This is a genomic window from Myxococcus sp. AB025B, from assembly GCF_006518215.1.
Taxonomy (GTDB): domain Bacteria; phylum Myxococcota; class Myxococcia; order Myxococcales; family Myxococcaceae; genus Myxococcus; species Myxococcus fulvus.
Map to the genome: position 1 here is coordinate 1 of NZ_SRLW01000119.1, position 20,916 is coordinate 20,916.

Sequence of the window (20,916 nt, forward strand, 5' to 3'; positions counted from 1 at the left end):
CGGCTGCACTACATCGCCGGGGACAGGATGGCCGCGCTCTATCTCCCGCGCCAGGGCCACCGTCTGGGGCAAGGGCTGCGTGTCCAGTTCCTCGCGCAGGAGGCGACGGCAGCGCTCGAAGGCGTTGAGCGCGGCCATCCTGTCCCCGGCGATGTAGTGCAGCCGCATCAGCCGGCGCCACGCCTCCTCCGAGTACGGGTCCATGGCGAGCAGCTTCTCCGCCAGCACCAGCGCGCCGGACAGGTCCCCCGCGCGCTCCTTGGCCTCCGACTCCGCGGACGCGGCGCGGCGGCGCAGCTTGTCCAGCCGCTCCCGCGCGCTCTCCAGCCACGCCTGGAACTCCGGGCAGTCGTCGAACTCCAGCGCGCCCAGCAGCACGCCCTCCAGCGCGAGCGCCTGCGCGTGACGTCCGGCCAGCACGTGGGCCTGCAGCTCCGCGGCGTCGATGGTGACGCCCTCCACGAGCGACAGCACGTCCGTGCCCTGCACCAGCTCCGCGCCCACCGACAGCCGCAGCCGGCGCAACAGCTGACGCATGTTGTTGCGGGCCGTGGCTTCGCTCGACTCGGCCCACAACAGGCCCGCGAGGCGGTACTTCGGATGCGGCCCTTCCAATGCCAGCCATGTCAGCACGGCCGCGGTGCGGCGCTCCAACGGCAGATGGGCGCCGCCATGCCGCAGGCGGGCCTCGCCGAGCAGCGCGAGATGAAAGACTGGCGTCCCTGCCGCGTCGTCGCCTGCCATGGCCTCCGAGGTTCCAAGAAGGGAAGAGCGTGTCTTGCCTAACGTAACACGTCGCACCGGACGCTCCCTCGCGGGTAGGGATTAACCCAGGCAGGGTGGCTTTCATCACGCGGTGCGGCTCGAATTCCCAGTACACGGCAGCTCGCCGCCACGAGCGGACAGCATTGCGAATCGACCTGTGCGGTCACACCCTGGTCACACCTCGTTCGTTATGAATCAAGCCAGACTGGTGAACCACGGGGGTCGCAATGGTTTGTGACAAGCAGCAGGCCGACATGGAGGTCGATGTCATCATCAGCGGCTGCGGTCCCGTGGGAGCACTGACAAGCAATCTGCTGGGCTCGCTGGGCGTGCGCACGCTGGTGCTGGAGCAGGACCTGGCGCCGCATGGACAACCGCGGGCGTTCTCCTGCGACGACGAGGGGCTGCGCATCTACCAGTCCACGGGGCTGGGCGCCGAGCTGCAGAAGGACATGCGGCAGAACCATTTCGCTGAATATGTGGGCGAGACGGGCAGGCGCTTCGCGGAGGTGCACACCAGCTCGGCGGACTTCGGCTTCGGGTACTCGCCGCTGTGGTTCTTCCACCAGCCGCTGGTGGAGGGGGTGCTGCGCGGCGGGCTGGAGCGCTTCCCTCACGTGACGCTGCAGCTGGGCGCGAGCGTGGAGTCCCTGGAGCAGGACGGCGCCGGGGTGACGGTGCGCTACCGCCTGGTGGAGAAGGGGGAGACGCGCACGGTGCGGGGCCGCTTCCTGTTGGCGTGCGACGGGGCGCGCAGCCCGGTGCGCAAGGCGCTGAACATCAAGATGGCGGGCCGGGCGTACGGCGAGCCGTGGCTGGCGGTGTCCGGGCAGGTGGAGGGCGACGCGCCGGAGCTGTGCCGCTTCGTGTGCGACCCGAAGCGTCCGGCCTTCGTCGCCACGGGCGCGGTGGGGCAGTTCCGGTGGGAGTTCATGCTGATGCCGGGCGAGACGCGCGAGGAGATGGAGCGCCCGGAGACCATCAAGAAGCTGCTGGAGCCCTACATCGACCCGGCGCGGGTGCACGTGGAGCGCGCGCAGGTGTACACGTTCCACTGCCTCAACGCGGCGCGCTGGCGCGACGGCAACGTGTTCCTGCTGGGGGACGCGGCGCACACCATGCCGCCCTTCATGGGCCAGGGCCTGGTGTCGGGCATGCGCGACGCGTCCAACCTGGCGTGGAAGATTCAGCGCGTGGTGCAGGGGCTGGCGCCGGCGTCGCTGCTGGACACCTACGAGGAGGAGCGTCGTCCGCACGTGGAGGCGGTGCAGAAGCTGTGTGTGCGCGTGGGGCACCTGTTCCTCGCGCGCAACCGCTGGGTGGCCAGCGCCCGGGACATGGTGATGCGCGCGCTGCAGCGCATTCCCCGGGTGCGGCGCTTCATCCAGGGCTTCGAGTTCAAGCAGCCGCCGATGCACGAGCAGGGCTACTACCTGGGGGGCAAGCGCGAGGGCGCGCAGTCCGCGGAGGGCACGTACTTCATCCAGCCCAGGGTGCGGCTGCCGTCCGGCCAGGAGGTGTTGCTGGATGACGCCATCGGCAACGACTTCGCGGTGCTGTGCCGCGCCAACGCTCCGTCGGCGCAGCTGGCCGCGGCGCGCGGGCTGGCGGAGGCCCTGGGTGGGCGGCTGCTCGCCGTCCAGTCGGCGGGCGAGCCCGGTGGCGAGGTGCCCGCGGTGGAGGACATCACCGGCAAGCTGGGCGACTGGTTCTCGCGCCATGGCTCGGACGTGGTGGTGCTGCGGCCGGACCGCTTCGTGTTCGGCGCGGTGAAGGCGGAGCGGCTGCCGGAGCTGCGCGACGCGCTGGGCGTGTGACGCTGGAGCCGGGCACACCCCGTGGGAAGCCGAGGGGTGCGCCAGACTCCCTCCTGACGGGCACGCGGCGTGGCGCCCCGTGTGTCCCCGGCCCCTCGTGCGAGCCCGTGTAACCCGGGCACCGGAGCCCTGGCGGTGTCCCTACCTTGAGGGCTGGAAGAGCCTTGCGAGGGGGGACACCGATGAGGACGCGCGGAGCACGACGACACGTTCATTCCATCCACTGCATCCTGCCGCCGTATCTGCTGCGCTCCATCGCGGAGAACGGCTCGCCCCAGCAGCGCGTGAAGGCGCTGCGCACGGTGGCGACGGACAGCACGTTCCGGGCGCTGCGCTTCGCCGGGGGACGGCTGGCCGCCGCGACGCCGACGCTCCGACGGGTGCCGGCGATGATGATGGAGTCCCAGCGGCAGCGGAGCATCCACGACCTGAAGGGCGAGGAGGCCTTCCCCGGGACGCTGGTGCGCTCGGAGGGGCAGGCGCCTTGCGGGGACCTCGCGGTGGACGAGGCCTACGACGGCCTGGGCGCCACGTATGACTTCTTCTGGGAGGTGCTGGCGCGCAACTCCATCGACGGGGATGGGATGCCGTTGCAGGCGTATGTCCATTACGGGCGCGACTACGACAACGCCTTCTGGGACGGCCGGCGCATGGTGTTCGGCGACGGTGACGGCGAGCTGTTCAACCGGTTCACCGTCTGCCTGGACATCATCGCGCACGAGCTGTCCCACGGCGTGACGGAGGCCGAGGGGCCGCTGTGGTACTTCCGGCAGGCGGGCGCGCTCAACGAGTCCATGTCGGATGTCTTCGGCTCGCTGGTGAAGCAGTGGAAGCTCGGCCAGACGGCGGACCAGGCCGACTGGCTCATCGGCGACGGGCTGCTCGGCGAGGCGGTGGAGGGCACGGCGCTGCGCTCGATGAAGGAGCCGGGCACCGCCTTCGACGATGACGTGCTGGGCAAGGACCCGCAGCCCGGACACATGCGCGAGTACGTCAACACGTGGGAGGACAACGGCGGGGTGCACATCAACTCCGGCATCCCCAACCGCGCCTTCGTGCTGGCGGCGCTGCGGCTGGGAGGCCAGGCGTGGGAGCGGGCGGGGCGCGTCTGGTACGAGGCGATGCGAGACCCGCGCATCCTGCCGGACACGAACTTCTCCGACTTCGCGCGCATCACCGTCATCGCCGCCACGCGGCTGTACGGCCCGGGCGAGGTGGAGGCGGCGGTGAAGGAGGCCTGGGAGGAGGTGGGACTGCGCGTCACCCGCGACAGGGTGTCGGTGTCGCAGTGGAGCCAGGGCTCGCAGCCCGCTGGAGCCTGAGCCATGTCGACGCGCATCACGCTCTCGCAGGAGGGCGGGCTTGGGGCCTTCCCCGGGCTCGCCCGTCCGAGGAGCGTGGAGCTGGACGCGCTCCCCGCCGAGGAGGCCCGGGCGCTGGAGGAGGGGCTGCGCGACACGCGCTTCCAGGCGCTGCCCCGCGTGGTGGGCGGCGCGGGCGCACAAGGCGCGGACCGGCGTCGCTACACCCTCACCGTCGAGGAGGGGACACGGCGACACACCGTGGACCTGGTGGAGCCCGTGGAGGACCCGCGCCTGAGGGAGCTCCTGTCCCTGGTGAAGCGAGCCACCCGGAAGCGGCGCGGCGGTTCGAACTAAGGGCTTAGTTGACGAATAACTAAGGTCTTAGTAGTTTGCTGGCCACGGAGGACCTCCATGGCCAGACAACCCGAGCCCGAGGCGCCCCGGCCGTTGACGCCGGTGGAGCTCGAGCTGATGCACATCGTGTGGAAGCAGGGCGAGGTGAGCGTGGCGGACGTGCTGGCCGCGCTGCCGCCGGAGCGCGCGTTGGCGTACACGTCCGTGTCCACGGTGCTGCGCATCCTGGAGCAGAAGGGTGTCGTCGTGAGCCGCAAGCAGGGGCGGGGGCACCTGTACTCGGCCACGCTGCCGCGCGAGACGTACGAGGCGCAGAGCCTGCGCCACCTGGTGGACACCGTGTTCGACGGGACGCCCTCCGCGCTGGTGGCGCGGCTGGTGGAGGCGGTGCCGCTGGCGCCCGACGACGTGGAGCAGATCCGCAAGCTGCTCAAGGCGAAGGGCGGCAAGCCGTGAGCGCGCTGGTGTCGCTGTATCTCGCGGTGGCGCTGGTGCTGCCGGTGGCGCTGCTCCTGGCCTGGGGCGCGATGGCGGTGCTCGCGCGGCTGGGGTGGGCGCTGTCGGCGCGGCAGGCGCTGAAGGTGGGGCGAGGGGCGCTGCTGCTCGCGCTCGTGCTGCCGCTCCTGGTGATGGGCGCGCGGGCGCTGTCTCCCGCGGGGCCGCTGTTCGACTTCGAGCGCTCCGTGGCGCGGCAGGCGCAGCGGCTCCCGTCGGCGGTGTGGACGGCGAGCACGGCGGGCAGCGCGGCTCCCGCGGCGTCGAAGGCGACCACCGTGCCCAGGGGTGTGTGGATGGGATTGTCCGGCGTGTGGCTCGTGGGCGTGGCGCTCTTCCTGGGGCGGGCGCTCTGGCGACACCAGGGATTGCTCCGACGGCTGGAGCGGCTTCCCCGGGTGCGCTCGGTGCGGCGGGTGGCGGTGGTGCTGGGCGAGGATGGGACGCCCGCGTTCTCGGCGTGGTTCCCCCGCTGGGGCTCGCGACCGTCCGCGTGGGTGGTGGTGCCTCCTTCGCTGCTGGAGGACCCGGAGGCGCTCCGGCTCACCGTGCTGCACGAGCTGCAGCACCACCGTCAGCGCGACACGCACCTGGCGCTGGGCCGGCTGTGGTTGACGGGGTTGTTCTTCTGGCATCCGGCGGTGCACGTGGTGTCGCGCTGGCTCGCGTCACTCCAGGAGTTGGCGTGTGACGAGGCGCTGGTCGCCAGTGGACGCGCACAGGCCCATGCGTATGCGCGCTGCCTGCTCCAGGCGGCGCTCCGACTCCCGGGCGCCCAGCCCGTTCCCGCCGGTGCCACCGGCATGTCCCATCCCACGCAGAGGAGAATCCACATGCTGTTCCAGCCGCGTCCCCGTCGCACCCACGCCGTCCCCGCGCTGCTCGCAGCGCTGTCCCTGTTGCTGCTCCCCGTGGCCGTGCTCGCGCAAGGCGCGGCGAAGGGGCGCACGGTGACTCGCGCCGAGGTGGAGGCGCTCGCCCGGACGAGTCAGCCCCAGGGGGATGTGTCCATCATCGTGGACGACAAGGTGGTGGAGCGCCTCAACAAGCTCATCGGCACCGAGAAGGGGCGCGCCTTCATGAAGCGCGCGCTGGAGAACCTGGGCACGCACCGCGCGGCGATGACGTCGACGCTGAAGGCGAAGGGGCTGCCCGAGGGACTGCTCGCGGTGGCGGTGGTGGAGTCCGCAGTGACGAACATGCCGGAGACGGATGGCCGGCCTTCACTCGCTCCGGGGATGCGTGGCGCGGGCGTGTGGATGTTCATCCCGGAGACGGCGCGTCGCTACGGGCTGGAGGTGAGCGCGACGAAGGACGAGCGGCTCGACGTGGCGCGGGAGACGCAGGCGGCGGCGACGCTGCTGTCGGACCTGCACGCGCGCTACCAGGACTGGCGGCTGGCGCTCGCCGCGTACAACCAGGGGGAGCGCAAGGTGGACCAGGCCCTGAGCGAGGGCGGCAGCCGCGACACGACGGTGCTCAACACCGCGGGGCACCTCAATGACTATCCCGCCACCGTGCAGGCGGGGCTGCTCGTCGTGCGCAACCCGCACCTGCTGGACTGAAGGGCCGCGGTCCGGCTTCGCTCGGTGCGTCGTGTCCGGGTGTGTCGACCGCCCCACCGTGCAGGCAGGGCTGCTGGGCGTGTCCGGCTTCGCTCGGTGCATCGTGTCCGGGTGTGTCGACCGCCACCGTGCAGGCAGGGCTGCCCGCTGTTGAAGGAAACCGTCCGGCGTCCATCGGTGTGAGTGATTCGCGGGTCGCGCCCGGACTGTGTCGACTTCGTGGGTGGCTGTCCCGTGTGTCTGGGGCATCCGCGAGGGCTGTGCGGAGGCGACTGGACCGGCTCGACTCCGTGAGTGGATCCGCGACGCGCGGAGGTGAAGCTCCTCATGACCGTCTGGCGGATGCGGACCCGGCGCTGTGCTCGCAAGGACAGCTCGTCCCGTGCCGTCCTCCCCTGTGAGCCATGGGAGCGGCGAGTTCGACTGGGTCTGCTCGAGGCAAGTCCGGCCGCACCGGGTGGAGTGAAACCGTGTCCGCGCGAGAGGTGTGCCGTCACGTGCGTCGGCGTGAAGTCACAGCCCGCCTGACTCCGTTCAGGCGGGCTTCTCCGCGTGCGCGCCCCGTACCATCGAGGGCAGCGGCACGCTCACGGGGGAGGCCGAGCGCCACCCCGCGCGCTCCTCACGACACCGCACTGCCTCCCAGCATGCGCAGCGCCAGCTCCGCGTGCAGGTCCGCGAGCGTGTCCACGTCGAGCGCGCTCCCGGGCTCGTACCAGTAGGGCAGCCGCACGCCCATCGCGGAGATGGCCGCCGCCGCGACGCGCGGATGCGGCGGAGAGAAGCTCCGCTGCGCCACGCCCCGCTCGATGACTTCCGCGAGCAGCGCGGCGGACTTGTCCCGCAGCCGCACCGCGGGCTCGGCCAGCTCCGGCGTCAACGCATACAGCTCCTCGTTGACCACCACCGCCAGCTGCGGGTGCAGGGCGTGGGTCCGGGTGTGGGCTCGCACCAGCGCCCGCACCTGCTCGGCGGGCTCCGGGCCGGAGCTCTTCAGCGCGGCCTGCAGCGCGTCGTGGTGGGCCTCGTGGCCGATGCGCACCAGCTCCGCGAGCACGTGCTCCTTGGAGGAGAAGTGCGCGTACAGCGCACTCGGCTGAAGCTCCAGCACCTTGGCCAGGTCTCGGATGGAAGTGTCGTGATAGCCGCGGCTGGCGAAGAGCTGGAGCGCGGTCTCCAGGATGCGACGACGGGTACCGTCCGATGGAGCGGAAGGCGGAAGGCTCGCCGGATGGGCGCGAAGCCGCGAGCGGGTCGGTGGGCTCATGTCAGTGGTTGATGAACGAACGTTCATTCAGCTAGGGTGTGGGGGACTGCTGTTATTTCGCGCCAGGAGTTCTGGATGTCCACGCTTCAGCTCGCTGATTTGTCTCTTCACTACGAAGAGTCTGGGCACGGCATTCCGGTCTTGCTGCTTCACGGCCTGGGCTCCTCCGGCGCGGACTGGGAGCGGGTGACACCGAGGTTGTCGGGGAATTACCGGCTGGTGATGCCAGATGCACGGGGGCATGGGACGAGCGGGAAGCCCCCTGGGACGTACGGAGTGCCACTGTTCGCCCGCGACGTCGCGGCGCTGTGCGACGCGTTGGGGCTGAAGAAGGTCCATGTGGTGGGGCTGTCGATGGGCGGGATGATGGGCTTCCAGCTCGCGGTGGACCGGCCGGACCTGGTGCGCAGCCTGGTCATCGTGAACAGCGGGCCGGAGCTGGTGGCCCGCACGCTGCGTCGCAAGTTCGAGTTCGCGCTGCGGCTGACCTTGCTGCGGCTGCTCGGGCCCGCGGGGCTGGCCAGGGTGCTGGCGCCCAAGCTGTTCCCCAAGCCGGAGCAGGAGTCACTGCGTCAGCGCGCGCTGGCGGTGTTCTCCGCCAACGAGCCGGACGCCTACCTGCGCGCCACGCGCGGGCTCGTGGGGTGGAGTGTGATGGCTCGGCTGAAGGACATCACCTGCCCGGTGCTGGTGGTGCACTCCGAGCGCGACTACACGCCGCTGGCCTCGAAGCAGGCGTATGTCGAGCTGCTGCCCGACGCGCGCCTGACGGTGCTGGCGGACTCCGGGCATGCCGCGCCGCTGGACCAGCCCGACGCGCTGTGTGACGCGGTGGAGCCCTTCCTCCGCGAGGTCGATGGCGCCGCCGCCGGTGCCACGCCTGGCGTTCGCGCCGGGCCTTGAGCGAGCTCCCCAAACAGGAGGCTGGACGATGTCGATGCTTCGACGTGGTGGCGCACTCTCGCGGTCGCTGTGGCTGCTCTCGGTGGTGGTGACGCTCGGCGTGGGGGCCCCCGCCCACGCCGGCTCGTGGGTGCATGGCATCCACGTGGGCTCCTCGGGCGCGCGGGGCTATCAGCTCTGGGTGCCCACCGGTTATCAACCCGGGACGCCCAGGCCGCTCCTGGTGGCGCTGCACGGCTGTCTCCAGAACCCGGACCAGTTCGCGGGCCTCACGCGCCTCAACGAGAAGGCGGACGCGGAGGGCTTCCTCGTCCTGTATCCGAACCAGGCGATGTTCGTGAACGCCACGCAGTGTTGGAACTTCATGCTCGGCACCAACATGGAGCGCGGCAAGGGCGAGCCGGCGCTCATCGTCGGCATGGTGGAGGCGATGAAGCAGCAGTACTCGGTCGACGCGCGCCGCGTGTACGTGGGCGGCGTCTCCGCGGGCGGCGTGCTGACGGGCACGCTGATGGCCTGCTACTCGGACGTGTTCGCCGCGGGCATGGTGGGCGCGGGCGCCATGTACAAGGCGGCCACCACGGTGTCCGGCACCGCCTTCGCCATGCTCTTCGGCAGCATCTACTCGCCGGATGACCGGGGCAAGGACGCGTGGACGTGCTCGGGCCGGCCGCGACGCACGGTGCCGGTGCTGGTCATGCACGGTACCGAGGACAGCGTCGTCAACCCCCTCAACGGCGAGCAGGCGATGAAGCAGTTCCTGCAGACCAGCGACTACGGCGACGACGGCGTGGCCAATGACAGCGTCCGCGGCACGCCCACGAGCACCGCCACCTTCCGCGCCGCCGGTGGCCGCGACTACACCGTCAAGAACTACGTCTACGGCGGGGAGCTCGTGGGCCAGAAGCTGGAGGTCCGCGGCATGGACCACGCCTGGCCCGGAGGGGATTCGCGCTATCCCTTCGCGGACCCGTCCGGTCCCGATGCCACGACGCTCATGTGGGACTTCTTCAAGCAGCACGCGCTCGACGTGCCGTAGGCGTCAGTGCTGGTGGCCCAGGCGCACCGCCACCTCGGGGTGCGCCTGGGCGAAGGCGCGCAGCTTCTGGAAGCTCTGGCGGCCGCGCGCCGCGTCGGCGGTGAAGGTGCCCGGCTCCACGTCGTGCTCCCAGCCCCAGCGGGTGTGGCTGGCGTCGCCCACCAGCAGCACGGGGCCCTTCGTGGAGCGCACCAGGTACGCGGTGCTGCCCGGCGTGTGGCCCGGCACCCAGAGCGCCCACACGGAGCCGTCGCCGAAGATGTCCACCGCGCCGTCGAAGGGGCCGTCCGTGTCGGGCGTGTACGTCCACTCGGACACGGCGGCCTTGCCCGACAGCGCGCGGTCCGCGATGGACTGGGTCAGGACGTTGAGGAACGCGCGGGTCGTCGTCTCGCCCGGCCCCGCGTAGACGGGCGTGCCCGCGGGCACGTCGGCCATGCCGGTGAGGTGGTCCAGGTGCAGGTGCGTGAGGAACACGCCCGAGAGCGGCCCGGGCTGCTTCGCGAGCCACGCGCCCAGCGGCTCCTTCACCTGCATCTTCTCCTTCACCTTCATGGCGTCGGCGAGCAGGCCGCGCAGGGCCGCCTGCTCCGGCGCGTCACGCAGCGCGTCCTCCACGCCGGTGTCGACGATGTAGAGCCCCTTCGTCGGGTGGCGCAGCGCGTGGAAGAAGACCTGGATGGGCTCGTCGCCGTCGACCAGGCCCGCGGACTTCGCGGTGGGGTGGCCCAGGTTGACGAGGCCGCCGCGGTCCACGGCCCAGTCCGCCGAGGCGATGGACTCCAGCTCCACCGGGCCGGGCTCGCTCAGGAGCGCGAGGAGGTCCGCCGAGGGCCGCGCCGCGCCGAGCGTGGAGCGCTGGTGGGGGTGGGAGGTGGTCGCCGCGCCCACGAGGACCAGGGTGGTTGCCGCGACGAACAGGACGGCGACGGCGACGAGGAGGATGCGCTTGGCGTTCTTCATGGGGGCCAAGGTAGCGATGCGCTCATGCATGGAAAATGGTGATTCTGGTATGAAGCCATGCATTCATGGATATCTCCTGGGATGACGCGCGGCTGTTCCTGGCCATCGCGGAGACGGGCAGCTTCAGCGCGGCGGCGAAGCGGCTGCGCGTGGGGCAGCCCACGGTGAGCCGGAGGCTGGCGGCACTGGAGTACGCGGTGGGCGCCAAGCTGTTCCGGCGCGGCGTGGAGGGCGCGGCGCTGACGGCGGCGGGTGAGCGACTGGTGATGCCGGCGCGAAAGATGGCGGAGTGGGCCGGGGAGCTGCATCGCGCGGCGGAGTCGAGCGACGCGTCCCCCAAGGGCCTGGTGCGCGTGACGGCGAGCCCCTTTCTCAGCTTCGACTTCCTGGCGCCCTTCGCGAGCCACGTGGCGAGCAAGCATCCGGGGCTGCGGCTGGAGGTGCAGTCCACCATCCAGTACGCGGACCTGGGACGCGGCGAGGCGGACCTGGCGCTGCGCACCCAGTGCACGCGCAACGCGGACCTCACGTGCCTGTTCACGCTGGAGGTGCACAACGCGGTGCTCGTCTCGCGCGCGCTCAAGGAGAAGCTGCCCAGGCGGCCCACGCTCCAGCAACTGCCGTGGGTAGCGTGGGCGCCGCCGTACGAGGCCGTGCCGCCCAATCCGCAGCTGGAGTCCATCATCCCGAACTTCTCGCCCGCGTTCACCTCGGACAACTACCTGGTGCTGCTGTCGGCGGTGGAGGCGGGCGTGGGCGCCACGGTGTGTGGGCACGTCCCGCACCGGTTCAGCACGCGGCGCGAGCGCAACCTGGTGGAACTGGACATCGACCTGGGGCCGTACGCGAAGAGCGAGCTTCATCTCATCTGCGCGAAGTCGGCGTTGGACATCCCCCGGGTGCGCCGCGTGTCGGAGTTGCTGGTGCAGGAGCTGGAGCGCGCGAGGAAGCGCTGACGCCTCGCGCGCTCGTCGAGGTGATTACGGGGTGCCGCCATCCATGCCCGGCGGAGGTCCCATGCCGCCATCCCAGCCCGGGGGCGGACCCATGCCACCGTCGCCGCCCGGAGGCGGGCCTCCGCCGCCACCGCCACCGTTGCCGCCGGGAAGCTGGCACTGCGCGGTGTCGAGCGAGGAGCGGATGATGAGCGTCTTCCACGCGAGCAGGGCGCCGTCGTCCTGGCGCGCGGTCTGGAAGAGGTAGTCGTTCACGGACTCGGCGGACACCACGTTGTCGTTGGCGTTGGTCGTGTCGCGGGGGCCGCGCGTGTCGTAGAGCGGCTGGTGGTTGATGATGTCGTCGTTGAGCGCGTCGTCGAAGAAGAGCTGTGACGTCACGTACTCCGCCTCGCCGAGGCGCACGGTGAAGTGGATGTGGACGGTGCGGCTGCTGTACCAACCGGGGAAGCAGGTGTCGAAGTCGCAGCGGCCGTCCGCGTCCGTCACCTGCACGCCGCGGAACCAGCGGGCGCTGGTGGCGGACGGGTCGTCGGAGGTGCAGAAGGTGCTGGCGTCCTCGCCGGAGTAGAGCCCTTCCGGGGCGGCGTGCCAGATGTCGACGGAGGCGCCCTGGATGGGGCGGCACTGGTCGTCGAGGATGCGGAAGGCGAGCCGCACGGGCAGGCCGTCGTGGCCCTCGCTGATGTCCTTGCGGACCAGCGTCTGGGCGTAGCAGGGGCCCAGGGTGGCCGCGCAGGTGAGGGCGCAGGGGGTGCCCGCGTCATCGGTGAAGGGGTCGGCGTAGGTGCCCGACATGGCGGCGGTGCCGCCGGTGGCCCAGGCGGTGGCGCCGGTGCCTCCGTCCGGGGTGGAGCCCGAGTCGGCGTCGCCTCCGGAGGAGGGTGAGTCCTCGGGGCCGCAGGCGAGCACCTGCACCAGCGGTATCGCCGCCAGCGTCAGGCCCATGCCGCGCAGCACCTTGCGGCGGCTCATGATGGCCGAGGTGAGGGTCTTGGTGTCCTGGTTGCTCATCGCGAGTCCTCTTTGGGGGTCGATGGGTCCGGCCCGAACAGCCCGTGTCCTCGGGCTCGAGAATCGCTATACCCAGGGAGTTCTTAAGCAGACCTTACGTGCCACCCACGGAGACGCGCGCATGACGACACTCAAGGGGAAGACGCTGTTCATCACCGGGGCCAGCCGGGGCATCGGCAAGGCGATTGCGCTGCGTGCGGCTCGGGACGGGGCGAACATCATCATCGCCGCGAAGACGACGGAGCCGCACCCCAAGCTGCCGGGCACCATCTTCACGGCGGCGGAGGAGATTGAGAAGGCGGGCGGTCGGGCGCTCCCCATCGCGGTGGACATCCGTGAGGAGGACCAGGTGGTGGCCGCGGTGGCGAAGGCGGTGGAGACGTTCGGCGGCATCGACGTGCTGGTGAACAACGCGAGCGCCATCCACCTGACGGGCACGGTGGACACGCCGATGAAGCGCTATGACCTGATGCACAGCATCAACACGCGTGGGACGTTCGTGTGCTCGAAGGCGTGCATCCCGCATCTGAAGCGCTCGAGCAATCCGCACATCCTGAACAACTCGCCGCCGTTGAACATGGAGGCGCGGTGGTTCGCGCCGCACGTGGCGTACACGATGGCGAAGTTCGGCATGAGCATGTGCGTGCTGGGCATGGCGGAGGAGCTGCGTGACGACGGCATCGCGGTCAACGCCCTCTGGCCGCGCACGGTCATCGCGACGGCGGCGGTGCAGAACCTGTTGGGCGGCGAGGACACCATCAAGGGCAGCCGCACGCCGGACATCATGGCGGACGCCGCGTACGCCATCCTCACCAAGCCCAGCCGCAGCTTCACGGGCAACTTCTGCATCGACGAGGACGTCCTGCGCGCCGACGGCGTGACGAACTTCGACAAGTATCAATCCGTGCCCGGCGAGGACCTGTTCCCCGATTACTTCATCTGAGGCCGGGTGTAGGGCGACGGTCCATGTGCATGTCGTGGCATGGACCGTGTATCCACCTCGGGCTTCGACATGCGCCATCGGCGAGGAGGGTGTGGAGGATGGGTAAGGGTGACTCCGGGCAGTCCGGGGATGGAGCCGGTGAGTTCCTGGTCTATGTCGGTGACGACGGTGCTTCGAAGGTCCACGTCCGGCTCTTCGAGGGCACGGTCTGGCTGACCCAGAAGCAGCTTGCCGAGCTGTTCGGCAAGGATGTGCGGACCATCAACGAGCACCTCCAGAACATCCACGAGGAGGGAGAACTCGACCCGACGGCAACCCTCCGGAAATTCCGGATAGTTCAAATCGAGGGTTCCCGAGAAGTCACGCGATGGGTGGACCACTACTGCCTGCCAGCCATCATCGCGGTGGGCTACCGCGTCCGCTCCACGCAGGGGACACGCTTCCGTCAGTGGGCCACGGCCCTGTTGGACGAGTACCTGGTCAAGGGCTTCGTCCTCGATGACGCTCGGCTCCAGTCGACGTCGCAGCCAGGCGAGGACTACTTCGACGAGCTGCTGGAGCGGATCCGCGAGATTCGCGCATCGGAGCGGCGCTTCTACCAGAAGCTCACCGACATCTATGCGCAGTGCAGCGTCGACTACGACGTCCAGGCCGAGGTCACGCAGACCTTCTATGCGACGGTGCAGAACAAGCTGCACTGGGCCATCCACGGACACACGGCGGCCGAGCTGATTCACGAGCGCGCCGATGCGAGTCAGCCCAACATGGGGCTCGCGACCTGGAAGAACGCTCCGAGCGGGCCCATCCGGAAGTCAGACGTCACGGTGGCGAAGAACTACCTCTCGGAGGAGGAGCTCCGGGAGCTGAGTCGTGTCGTCACCATGTACCTGGACTACGCGGAGGACCAGGCCAGGAGACGACGGCCGATGACGATGCGGGAGTGGGTGACGAAGCTGGATGGCTTCCTGCAGTTCAACGAGCGAGACGTCCTGTCTCATGCGGGAGGTATCAGCCACGAGCTGGCGACGGCCCATGCGGAGGCCGAGTTCGACCGCTACCGCGAAGCGGGACGCAAGCTGGAGGCGAGCCTCCCGAACTCGGACTTCGACCGCGCCGTCGAGACCACCCGGCAACTCGAGGGGCGGAGCCGGGGGCGCGGGAAGAAGCCTTGAGCCACGCCGGCGAGCCCGTTCGCCTGGGGGGAAGACGACTTACCTGTGAAGTGTTGGGGAGCAGAGCATTCCAGCGTCACTGATTGCACGCTTGTGGACGTGACACTAGAAGCGCAGGCCACTTCCATTTTTCCTCCGAGCACTGATGTCCGAGCAGGACTCCCCCCCGAAGCGCGCCGCGGCATTCCTGGAAGGCCACCTTGGCGGAGGTGGCGAGATGGCGGACCTGGTCCGCTCCAAGGACTGGTCCCAGACCCCCCTGGGCCCTCTCGAGGGCTGGCCCACCAGCCTGCGCACCATGGTCGGCGTCGTGCTGGGCAACCGCTTCCCCATGCTCCTGTGGTGGGGCCCTCAGCTCCTCCAAATCTACAACGACGGCTACCGCCCCGTGCTGGGCATGAAACACCCCGCCTCGCTCGGCGCCCCGGCGTCCGTCATCTGGCAGGAGATCTGGGACGTCATCGGCCCCATGGCGGAGGGCGTGCGCCAGGGCGGCCCCGCCACCTGGAGCGAGCACCTCCAGCTCTTCATCAACAGCCGCGGCTTCGTCGAGGAGACGTTCCACACCTTCTCGTATAGCCCCGTCTACGACGAGGGCGGCGGCGTCGGCGGTGTGCTCGTCACCGTCCAGGAGACCACCGAGCAGGTCCAGGACAACCGCCAGCTCAAGCTGCTCGGCGAGCTGGCCACCAGCTCCGCCTCCGCGAAGACGGCCGAGGAGGCCTGCCAGACGGCCGCGCGCATCTTCTCCGCCTACGGCGAGGACCTGCCCTTCACCCTCCTGTACCTGCTCGACGACGCCGCCACCCAGGTGCGCTGCGTGGGCTCCAGCGGACTGGATGGCTACTCGGGCCCCGCGAAGCCGGAGTCCTGTCCCTTCCCTCCGATGCCCGACGCGCCCCAGACCTGGCCCTTCGCGCAGGCCGCGCACACCGGCCGCGAGGTGCTCGTGGAGGAGCTGGGCGCGCGCTTCGGTGTGCTGCCCCGTGGCCCTCGCGGGGTGGTGCTCTCGCGGGCCGTGGTGCTGCCGCTGGCGCGCTCGGGGCAGTCGCACCCGTATGGGTTCCTCGTCGCCGGCGTCAGTCCCACCCGCTTGCTGGACGAGCGCTACCTGGCCCTCTTCCGGCTGGTCGCGGACCCGGTGGTGACGGCCATCGCCAACGCGCGCGCGTACGAAGAGGAGCGCCAGCGCGCCGAGGCCCTGGCCGCCATCGACCGCGCCAAGACGGCCTTCTTCAACAACGTCAGCCACGAGTTCCGCACCCCGCTGACGCTGATGCTCGGCCCCACCGAGGACGCGCTGGCGTCGTCGGCGCGCGCGCTGTCCGGCGAGGGACTGGAGACCGTCCACCGCAACGCGCAGCGCCTCTTGAAGCTGGTCAACTCGCTGCTCGACTTCTCCCGCCTGGAGGCCGGCCGCATCCAGGCCCGCTACGAGCCGGTGGACCTGGCCGCCCTCACCGCGGGCCTGGCCAGCGCGTTCCACTCCGCGCTGGAGCGCGCGGGGCTGGGCTTCGACATCGACTGCGCCCCGCTGCCCGAGGCCATCCACGTCGACCAGGACATGTGGGAGAAGATTGTCCTCAACCTGCTCTCCAACGCGCTGAAGTTCACCTTCGAGGGCCGCATCGCCATCTCCCAGCGGTGGGTGGACGGCCAGGTCCAGCTCCAGGTCTCCGACACGGGCATCGGCATCCCGGAGCAGGAGCTGCCGCGCATCTTCGACCGCTTCCACCGCGTGCAGGGCGCCCGCGCGCGCACGCACGAGGGCTCCGGCATCGGCCTGGCGCTGGTGCACGAGCTGGTCCGGCTGCACGGCGGCTCGCTGTCGGTGGCGAGCACCGAGGGCCAGGGCACCACCTTCACCCTGCGCATCCCCGCGGGCACCGCCCATCTGCCCCAGGAGCACCTGGGCGCTCGCGACACGCGGGCCTCCACCGCCCTGGGCGCCGCGCCCTTCGTGAACGAGGCGCTGCGCTGGCTGCCGGGGGGCCTGGAGGTGGAGTCGCTCGAGGTGGGCACCGAGGTGCCTCCGGAGGACAAGCGCCCCGGCTCCGCGCGCATCCTGCTGGCCGACGACAACGCGGACATGCGCGAGTACCTGAGGTCCCTCCTGTCCCGTTACTGGGAGGTGGAGACGGTGGCGGATGGTCTCGCGGCGCTCGAGTCCGCGCGCGCGCGTCCTCCCGACCTGGTGCTCACGGACGTGATGATGCCGGGGCTGGATGGCTTCGGGCTCCTGCGCGAGCTGCACGCCGATGAGCGCACGCGCCACGTGCCCGTCACCATCCTCTCCGCGCGCGCGGGCGAGGAGGCCCGCATCGAGGGACTGCGCGCCGGCGCCGACGACTACCTGGTGAAGCCCTTCTCCGCGCGCGAGCTGATGGCGCGCGTGGAGACGCAGCTGACCAAGGCGCGCCTGCAGGCCATCCAGGAGGCGCACGGGAGGATGCTCACGCGCGTCTTCCAGTTCGCCCCCGTGGGCATCGCCATCCTGCGTGGCCCCCAGCACGTCTACGAGTTCGTCAACGCGGGCTACCTGCGGCTCATCGCCAACCGGTCCGTGGTGGGCGTGCCCATCGCCCAGGCGCTCCCCGAGCTGGCCGGCCAGGGCATCTTCGAGCTGCTCGACAACGCCTACCGCACCGGCGAGCCGTACATCGGGCGCTCCCTGCGGGCGACCATCATCTCCGGCGAGGGCGGGCCTCCGCAGGAGCGGTTCTTCGACCTGGTCTACCAGCCCATGCTGGATGACGCCGGTCAGGTGGATTCCATCGTGGTGGTGGCCTTCGACGTGACGGACCTGTCCAACGCCCGGCGCGAGGCGGAGTCCGCCAGCCGCGCGAAGGACGAGTTCCTGGCGATGCTCGGCCACGAGCTGAGAAACCCGCTGGCCCCCATCCTCACCGCGCTCCAACTGCTCCGGCTGCGCGGCGGCGAGGCCGTGGAGCGCGAGCGCACCGTCATCGAGCGGCAGGTGCACCACCTGGTGCGGCTGGTGGATGACCTGCTCGACGTGTCCCGCGTCACGCGGGGCAAGGTCGTGCTGCGGCGCGAGCGCGTGGAGCTGGCGGAGGTGGTGGCGAAGTCCATCGAGCTGGCCAGTCCCTTGTTGGAGCAGCGCGGCCATCACCTGACGGTGGAGGTGGCGCGCCAGGGCCTGCCATTGGACGCGGACGCGACGCGGCTGGCGCAGGTGTTCTCCAACCTGCTCACGAACGCGGCGAAGTACACCGAGCCCGGGGGACGCATCACCGTCCAGGGCGCGCGCGAGGGGGACGCGCTGGTGGTGCGGGTGCGCGACAACGGCACGGGCATCAGCGCGGAGATGCTGCCGCGCATCTTCGACCTCTTCTTCCAGGAGCGTCAGGAGCTGGACCGCTCGCAGGGCGGCCTGGGCCTGGGGCTCGCCATCGCGCGGAGCCTGGCGGCCCAGCACGGCGGCACCCTCCACGCGGACAGCGAGGGGCGGGGCCAGGGCAGCACCTTCACCGTGCGCCTGCCCGCGCTCGAGGCGGGAGTGGAGGCTTCGGCGACGGTGGCCACGGATGAGGAGGCCTCGCCGCGGGAGGCGGTCCCGATGCCGCACCGGGTGCTGATTGTCGACGACAACCGCGACGCGGCGGACGTGCTGGCCGAGGCCCTGGACATGCTGGGCTGCGAGACGCGCGTCACCTACGACGGCCCCAGCGCGCTCCAGGTGGCGCCCACGTTCCGCCCGGAGCTGGCGCTGCTCGACATCGGCCTGCCCGTGATGGACGGCTACGAGCTGGCGAAGCACCTGCGCACCCAGCGGCCCGACGGCGGGCTCCAGCTGGTGGCGGTGACGGGCTACGGCCAGGAGTCGGACCGGTTGCGCTCAAAGGAAGCCGGCTTCGACGCGCACCTGGTGAAGCCCATCGACTTCAACACCCTGGGCTCGCTGCTCAAGCGCCTGGGGCCCGTCTCCTGACGGACGGGGAATCCACGGCATGGCGGCTGCGCTATGCTGTGGGCCTCCGGATGGCTTTGGGGGTGGGGCCCGGGGAGAACAGACGAGGCGTTCGGGATGAGCAGCGACGTGGCGGCAGCGAAGGACGCGGTGGTGGTACTCGAGTACGCGAAGCTGGTGGAGGGCGCGGACCTGTCCGCGGACATCGCCCGCGCGTATGGCCCGGATGGCATCGGCCTGCTCATCGTCCGGGGGATTCCGGGGCTGGTGGAGCTGCGCCAGGGCCTGTTGCCGCTGGGCTTCCGCTTCGCCGCGCTCCCCAACGAGGTGAAGGACCGCTACGTCCACGAGCGCAGCAGCTACTCGTTCGGCTGGAGCCACGGCAAGGAGGTCCTCAAGCCCGGCCAGTTCGACGAGTTCAAGGGCTCCTACTACAACAATCCCCAGTACGACGCGCCCGCGGTGGCGCCGGCGCTGGTGGAGAAGTACCCGGAGAACTACCTGCCCAACGTGTGGCCGGACGCGGACTTCCCCGCGCTGCGCCCCGCCTTCCAGTCGCTGGGGCGGAAGATGGTGGACGTGGGGCTGCTGGTGGCCGCGCAGTGCGACCGCTACGTGAAGGCGAAGCTGGGCGAGCGGCTGTCCCCGGACGCGAGCCTTACGCGCACCATCCGCGAATCGCGCGCGTGCAAGGCGCGGCTGCTCTATTACTTCGCCATCAACGAGGACGCGACGCCGCGCACGCGCGACTCGTGGTGCGGCTGGCACAGCGACCACGGCTCGCTGACGGCGCTGTGCCCCGCCATGTACTTCGACGCGGAGCCCGGCGCCCCGGAGCCCACGCGCCAGGACATCCCGGTGCCGGACCCGGACGCGGGCCTCTACGTGCGCACGCGCTCCGGCGAGGAGCGCAAGGTCGTCATCCCCAAGGACTGTCTGGCGTTCCAGATTGGCGAGAGCGCGCAAATCGTGACGGGGGGACTGCTCCGCTCCACGCCGCACGCGGTGCAGGCGCTGGCCCACCCGGCGAGCCGCAACATCTCCCGCTCCACCTTCGCCGTCTTCATGCAGCCCGACAACGAGGAGCACCTGCGGCCGCCCGAGGGCACGGACCCCGCCGAGGTCCGCGTGGGCGCCTTCCAGCCGGGGATGACCTTCGGCGACTTCGCGCGCGCCACCTTCGCGCGGTTCTACAACCCCTACGCGTGAGCCCCGCTCGCGCGGGGTGTCGCTCCGGCTTCAGAAGACGGACACCTCGCGCAGCTGGGTGAAGTAGCCGCGGGACGGCGTGGGCAGCCCCGGGACGGTGCCGAGCGAGTACACGCGCACCTTGTCCACGAGCGGCGCGCCCCCGGTGAGGGGGATGTCCACGTCCCGCTCGAACGAGAACTGCGTGTTGACGTCATCCGTGTAGGGCGCGTCTCCCAGCTCCGGCGCCGGGGCGCTCTGGCCCAGCGCCACCCAGGCTCCGCCCTCCAGCGAGCCCTCCACGTGGAAGACCTCCTGGGGGCGCGTGCCGGTGTGGCCCCGAATCAGCACCCGTCGCGGGCGGGTGGGCTCGCGCAGCCGGAAGACGAGCTCATCCTCCAGTGAGCCGAAGCGCGAGATGGGCACCCGCTTCGATTCGAGCTTCCCGTCGGTGAAGGGGCACGGGTCCACCACGGCGTCCGTCTCACAGGGCTGTCCCCGGCTGACGGGGACGACGCCGGTGAAGGGCAGCGGCACCGGGGGCGCCTCGTGCACGTCCGTGTATTCGAGCGCGCTCTGGATCCACGAGCGCTGTCCCCGCGCGCGGGCCTGCACGTACGCGAAGGGCGGCGCGAAGTCCTCCAGCATCTCCGGCCCCAGGAAGGCCTCACCGGAGCGCGTGTCCTGGGTCCACACCACGCCCCACTCGCCGCGGGCCTGCACCGCGTAGGTGTGCGAGGGGATGTCCGCCAGCGCGGGCACGTCCACCCAGGACAGCTTCACGCCGGCGGCGTCTGGATGGGCTTGGACGCGGCTGTCCCAGCGGCGCAGGGGCGGCACGTCCACGTCCAGCACGAAGTGGAGGGCCATGAAGTCCCGCGCACCGTCCACGGGGGGCAGGTGGAGCTGGAAGTTCTTGAGGCTGGCCCAGGGGGTGGGGCGCTCCAGCCTGTCCGCGCCGGTGTCTCGCGCGGACAGCTCGTGCAGGAACAGGCCATCCGCGTCCGGCGTCACCTGGGCCCACGGCTCGTAGGCCAGCGTGGGCTGACCGGTGGGAGGCTCGCCCGGGAGCGGCCTGGGGCCCGGGAGCTTGCGCGGGCGCATCAGCGTCAGCGGGCCGCCGCGCCAGGGCGTGCCGTCGGTCTCCAGCACGGTGCCGGAGAGGAAGACGGGAGTCTCCGGCTCCAGCGCGCAGCCGGAGGCGAGGAGGACGAGGGGCAGGACGTGACGCAGGCGCATG

The 20,916-nt window shown here is 70.7% G+C and carries 17 protein-coding genes; 12 read left to right on the plus strand and 5 right to left on the minus strand.

Going from position 1 to position 20,916, the window contains the following annotated elements; translation table 11 throughout:
* Nucleotides 1-744 (minus strand): BTAD domain-containing putative transcriptional regulator (locus FL311_RS20640; protein WP_305036160.1); only part of this gene is annotated, 744 nt, incomplete at its 3' end.
* Nucleotides 745-992: 248 nt separating this feature from the next.
* Here FL311_RS20640 and FL311_RS20645 point away from each other — a divergent pair.
* The 5 genes from FL311_RS20645 (at nt 993) to FL311_RS20665 (ending at nt 6,300) form a co-directional block, all read left to right on the plus strand.
* Nucleotides 993-2,582: a bifunctional 3-(3-hydroxy-phenyl)propionate/3-hydroxycinnamic acid hydroxylase gene (locus tag FL311_RS20645; protein ID WP_141327365.1), complete on the plus strand. Its 1,590-nt coding sequence runs from the start codon at nt 993-995 to the stop codon at nt 2,580-2,582.
* A gap of 182 nt (nt 2,583-2,764) precedes the next feature.
* Complete coding sequence (locus FL311_RS20650) at nt 2,765-3,904, plus strand: M4 family metallopeptidase (RefSeq protein ID WP_141327367.1); 1,140 nt, start codon at nt 2,765-2,767, stop codon at nt 3,902-3,904.
* A gap of 3 nt (nt 3,905-3,907) precedes the next feature.
* Complete coding sequence (locus FL311_RS20655) at nt 3,908-4,240, plus strand: protealysin inhibitor emfourin (protein ID WP_141327369.1); 333 nt, start codon at nt 3,908-3,910, stop codon at nt 4,238-4,240.
* A gap of 57 nt (nt 4,241-4,297) precedes the next feature.
* The gene (locus tag FL311_RS20660) at nt 4,298-4,696 is read left to right on the plus strand and encodes a BlaI/MecI/CopY family transcriptional regulator (RefSeq protein ID WP_141327371.1); all 399 of its coding nucleotides are present in this window, start codon (nt 4,298-4,300) and stop codon (nt 4,694-4,696) included.
* Nucleotides 4,693-6,300: a M56 and MltD domain-containing protein gene (locus FL311_RS20665; RefSeq protein ID WP_228556983.1), complete on the plus strand. Its 1,608-nt coding sequence runs from the start codon at nt 4,693-4,695 to the stop codon at nt 6,298-6,300. Before FL311_RS20660 ends, FL311_RS20665 begins: the two co-directional genes overlap by 4 nt.
* A gap of 622 nt (nt 6,301-6,922) precedes the next feature.
* On the opposite strand, the gene FL311_RS20670 is transcribed toward FL311_RS20665, so the two are convergent.
* Nucleotides 6,923-7,567, minus strand: coding sequence for a TetR/AcrR family transcriptional regulator (locus FL311_RS20670; protein WP_141327373.1), 645 nt, complete (start codon nt 7,565-7,567; stop codon nt 6,923-6,925).
* A gap of 75 nt (nt 7,568-7,642) precedes the next feature.
* On the opposite strand from FL311_RS20670, the gene FL311_RS20675 reads away from it, so the two are divergent.
* Nucleotides 7,643-8,470, plus strand: coding sequence for an alpha/beta fold hydrolase (locus FL311_RS20675; protein ID WP_141327375.1), 828 nt, complete (start codon nt 7,643-7,645; stop codon nt 8,468-8,470).
* Nucleotides 8,471-8,498: 28 nt separating this feature from the next.
* On the plus strand, nt 8,499-9,509 hold the full coding sequence (locus FL311_RS20680; RefSeq protein WP_141327377.1) for a PHB depolymerase family esterase: 1,011 nt from the start codon (nt 8,499-8,501) through the stop codon (nt 9,507-9,509).
* 3 nt (nt 9,510-9,512) lie between these two features.
* On the opposite strand, the gene FL311_RS20685 is transcribed toward FL311_RS20680, so the two are convergent.
* Nucleotides 9,513-10,472 (minus strand): MBL fold metallo-hydrolase, encoded by a 960-nt coding sequence (locus FL311_RS20685; RefSeq protein ID WP_141327401.1) that lies wholly within the window; start codon nt 10,470-10,472, stop codon nt 9,513-9,515.
* Nucleotides 10,473-10,537: 65 nt separating this feature from the next.
* Between FL311_RS20685 and FL311_RS20690 the strand changes: the two genes are divergently transcribed.
* The gene (locus FL311_RS20690) at nt 10,538-11,428 is read left to right on the plus strand and encodes a LysR family transcriptional regulator (protein ID WP_141327379.1); all 891 of its coding nucleotides are present in this window, start codon (nt 10,538-10,540) and stop codon (nt 11,426-11,428) included.
* A gap of 24 nt (nt 11,429-11,452) precedes the next feature.
* On the opposite strand, the gene FL311_RS20695 is transcribed toward FL311_RS20690, so the two are convergent.
* The gene (locus FL311_RS20695) at nt 11,453-12,442 is read right to left on the minus strand and encodes a protocatechuate 3,4-dioxygenase (protein WP_228556984.1); all 990 of its coding nucleotides are present in this window, start codon (nt 12,440-12,442) and stop codon (nt 11,453-11,455) included.
* Between the two features lie 121 nt (nt 12,443-12,563).
* Here FL311_RS20695 and FL311_RS20700 point away from each other — a divergent pair, with 121 nt between their 5' ends.
* From FL311_RS20700 to FL311_RS20715, 4 genes are all read left to right on the plus strand, one after another.
* Entirely contained in the window at nt 12,564-13,385 is an 822-nt protein-coding gene (locus FL311_RS20700) for an NAD(P)-dependent oxidoreductase (RefSeq protein ID WP_141327381.1), read from the plus strand.
* Between the two features lie 98 nt (nt 13,386-13,483).
* On the plus strand, nt 13,484-14,557 hold the full coding sequence (locus FL311_RS20705) for a virulence RhuM family protein (protein ID WP_141327383.1): 1,074 nt from the start codon (nt 13,484-13,486) through the stop codon (nt 14,555-14,557).
* 217 nt (nt 14,558-14,774) lie between these two features.
* Nucleotides 14,775-18,509 carry an ATP-binding protein gene (locus FL311_RS20710; RefSeq protein ID WP_228556985.1) on the plus strand — a complete coding sequence of 1,245 codons (3,735 nt, stop codon included), beginning with the start codon at nt 14,775-14,777 and terminating at the stop codon, nt 18,507-18,509.
* Between the two features lie 96 nt (nt 18,510-18,605).
* Nucleotides 18,606-19,697, plus strand: a complete 1,092-nt coding sequence (locus FL311_RS20715) for a 2-oxoglutarate and iron-dependent oxygenase domain-containing protein (RefSeq protein WP_141327387.1) — start codon at nt 18,606-18,608, stop codon at nt 19,695-19,697.
* A gap of 30 nt (nt 19,698-19,727) precedes the next feature.
* On the opposite strand, the gene FL311_RS20720 is transcribed toward FL311_RS20715, so the two are convergent.
* Nucleotides 19,728-20,915 (minus strand): hypothetical protein, encoded by a 1,188-nt coding sequence (locus FL311_RS20720; RefSeq protein ID WP_141327389.1) that lies wholly within the window; start codon nt 20,913-20,915, stop codon nt 19,728-19,730.
* Nucleotide 20,916: the final 1 nt, after the last annotated feature.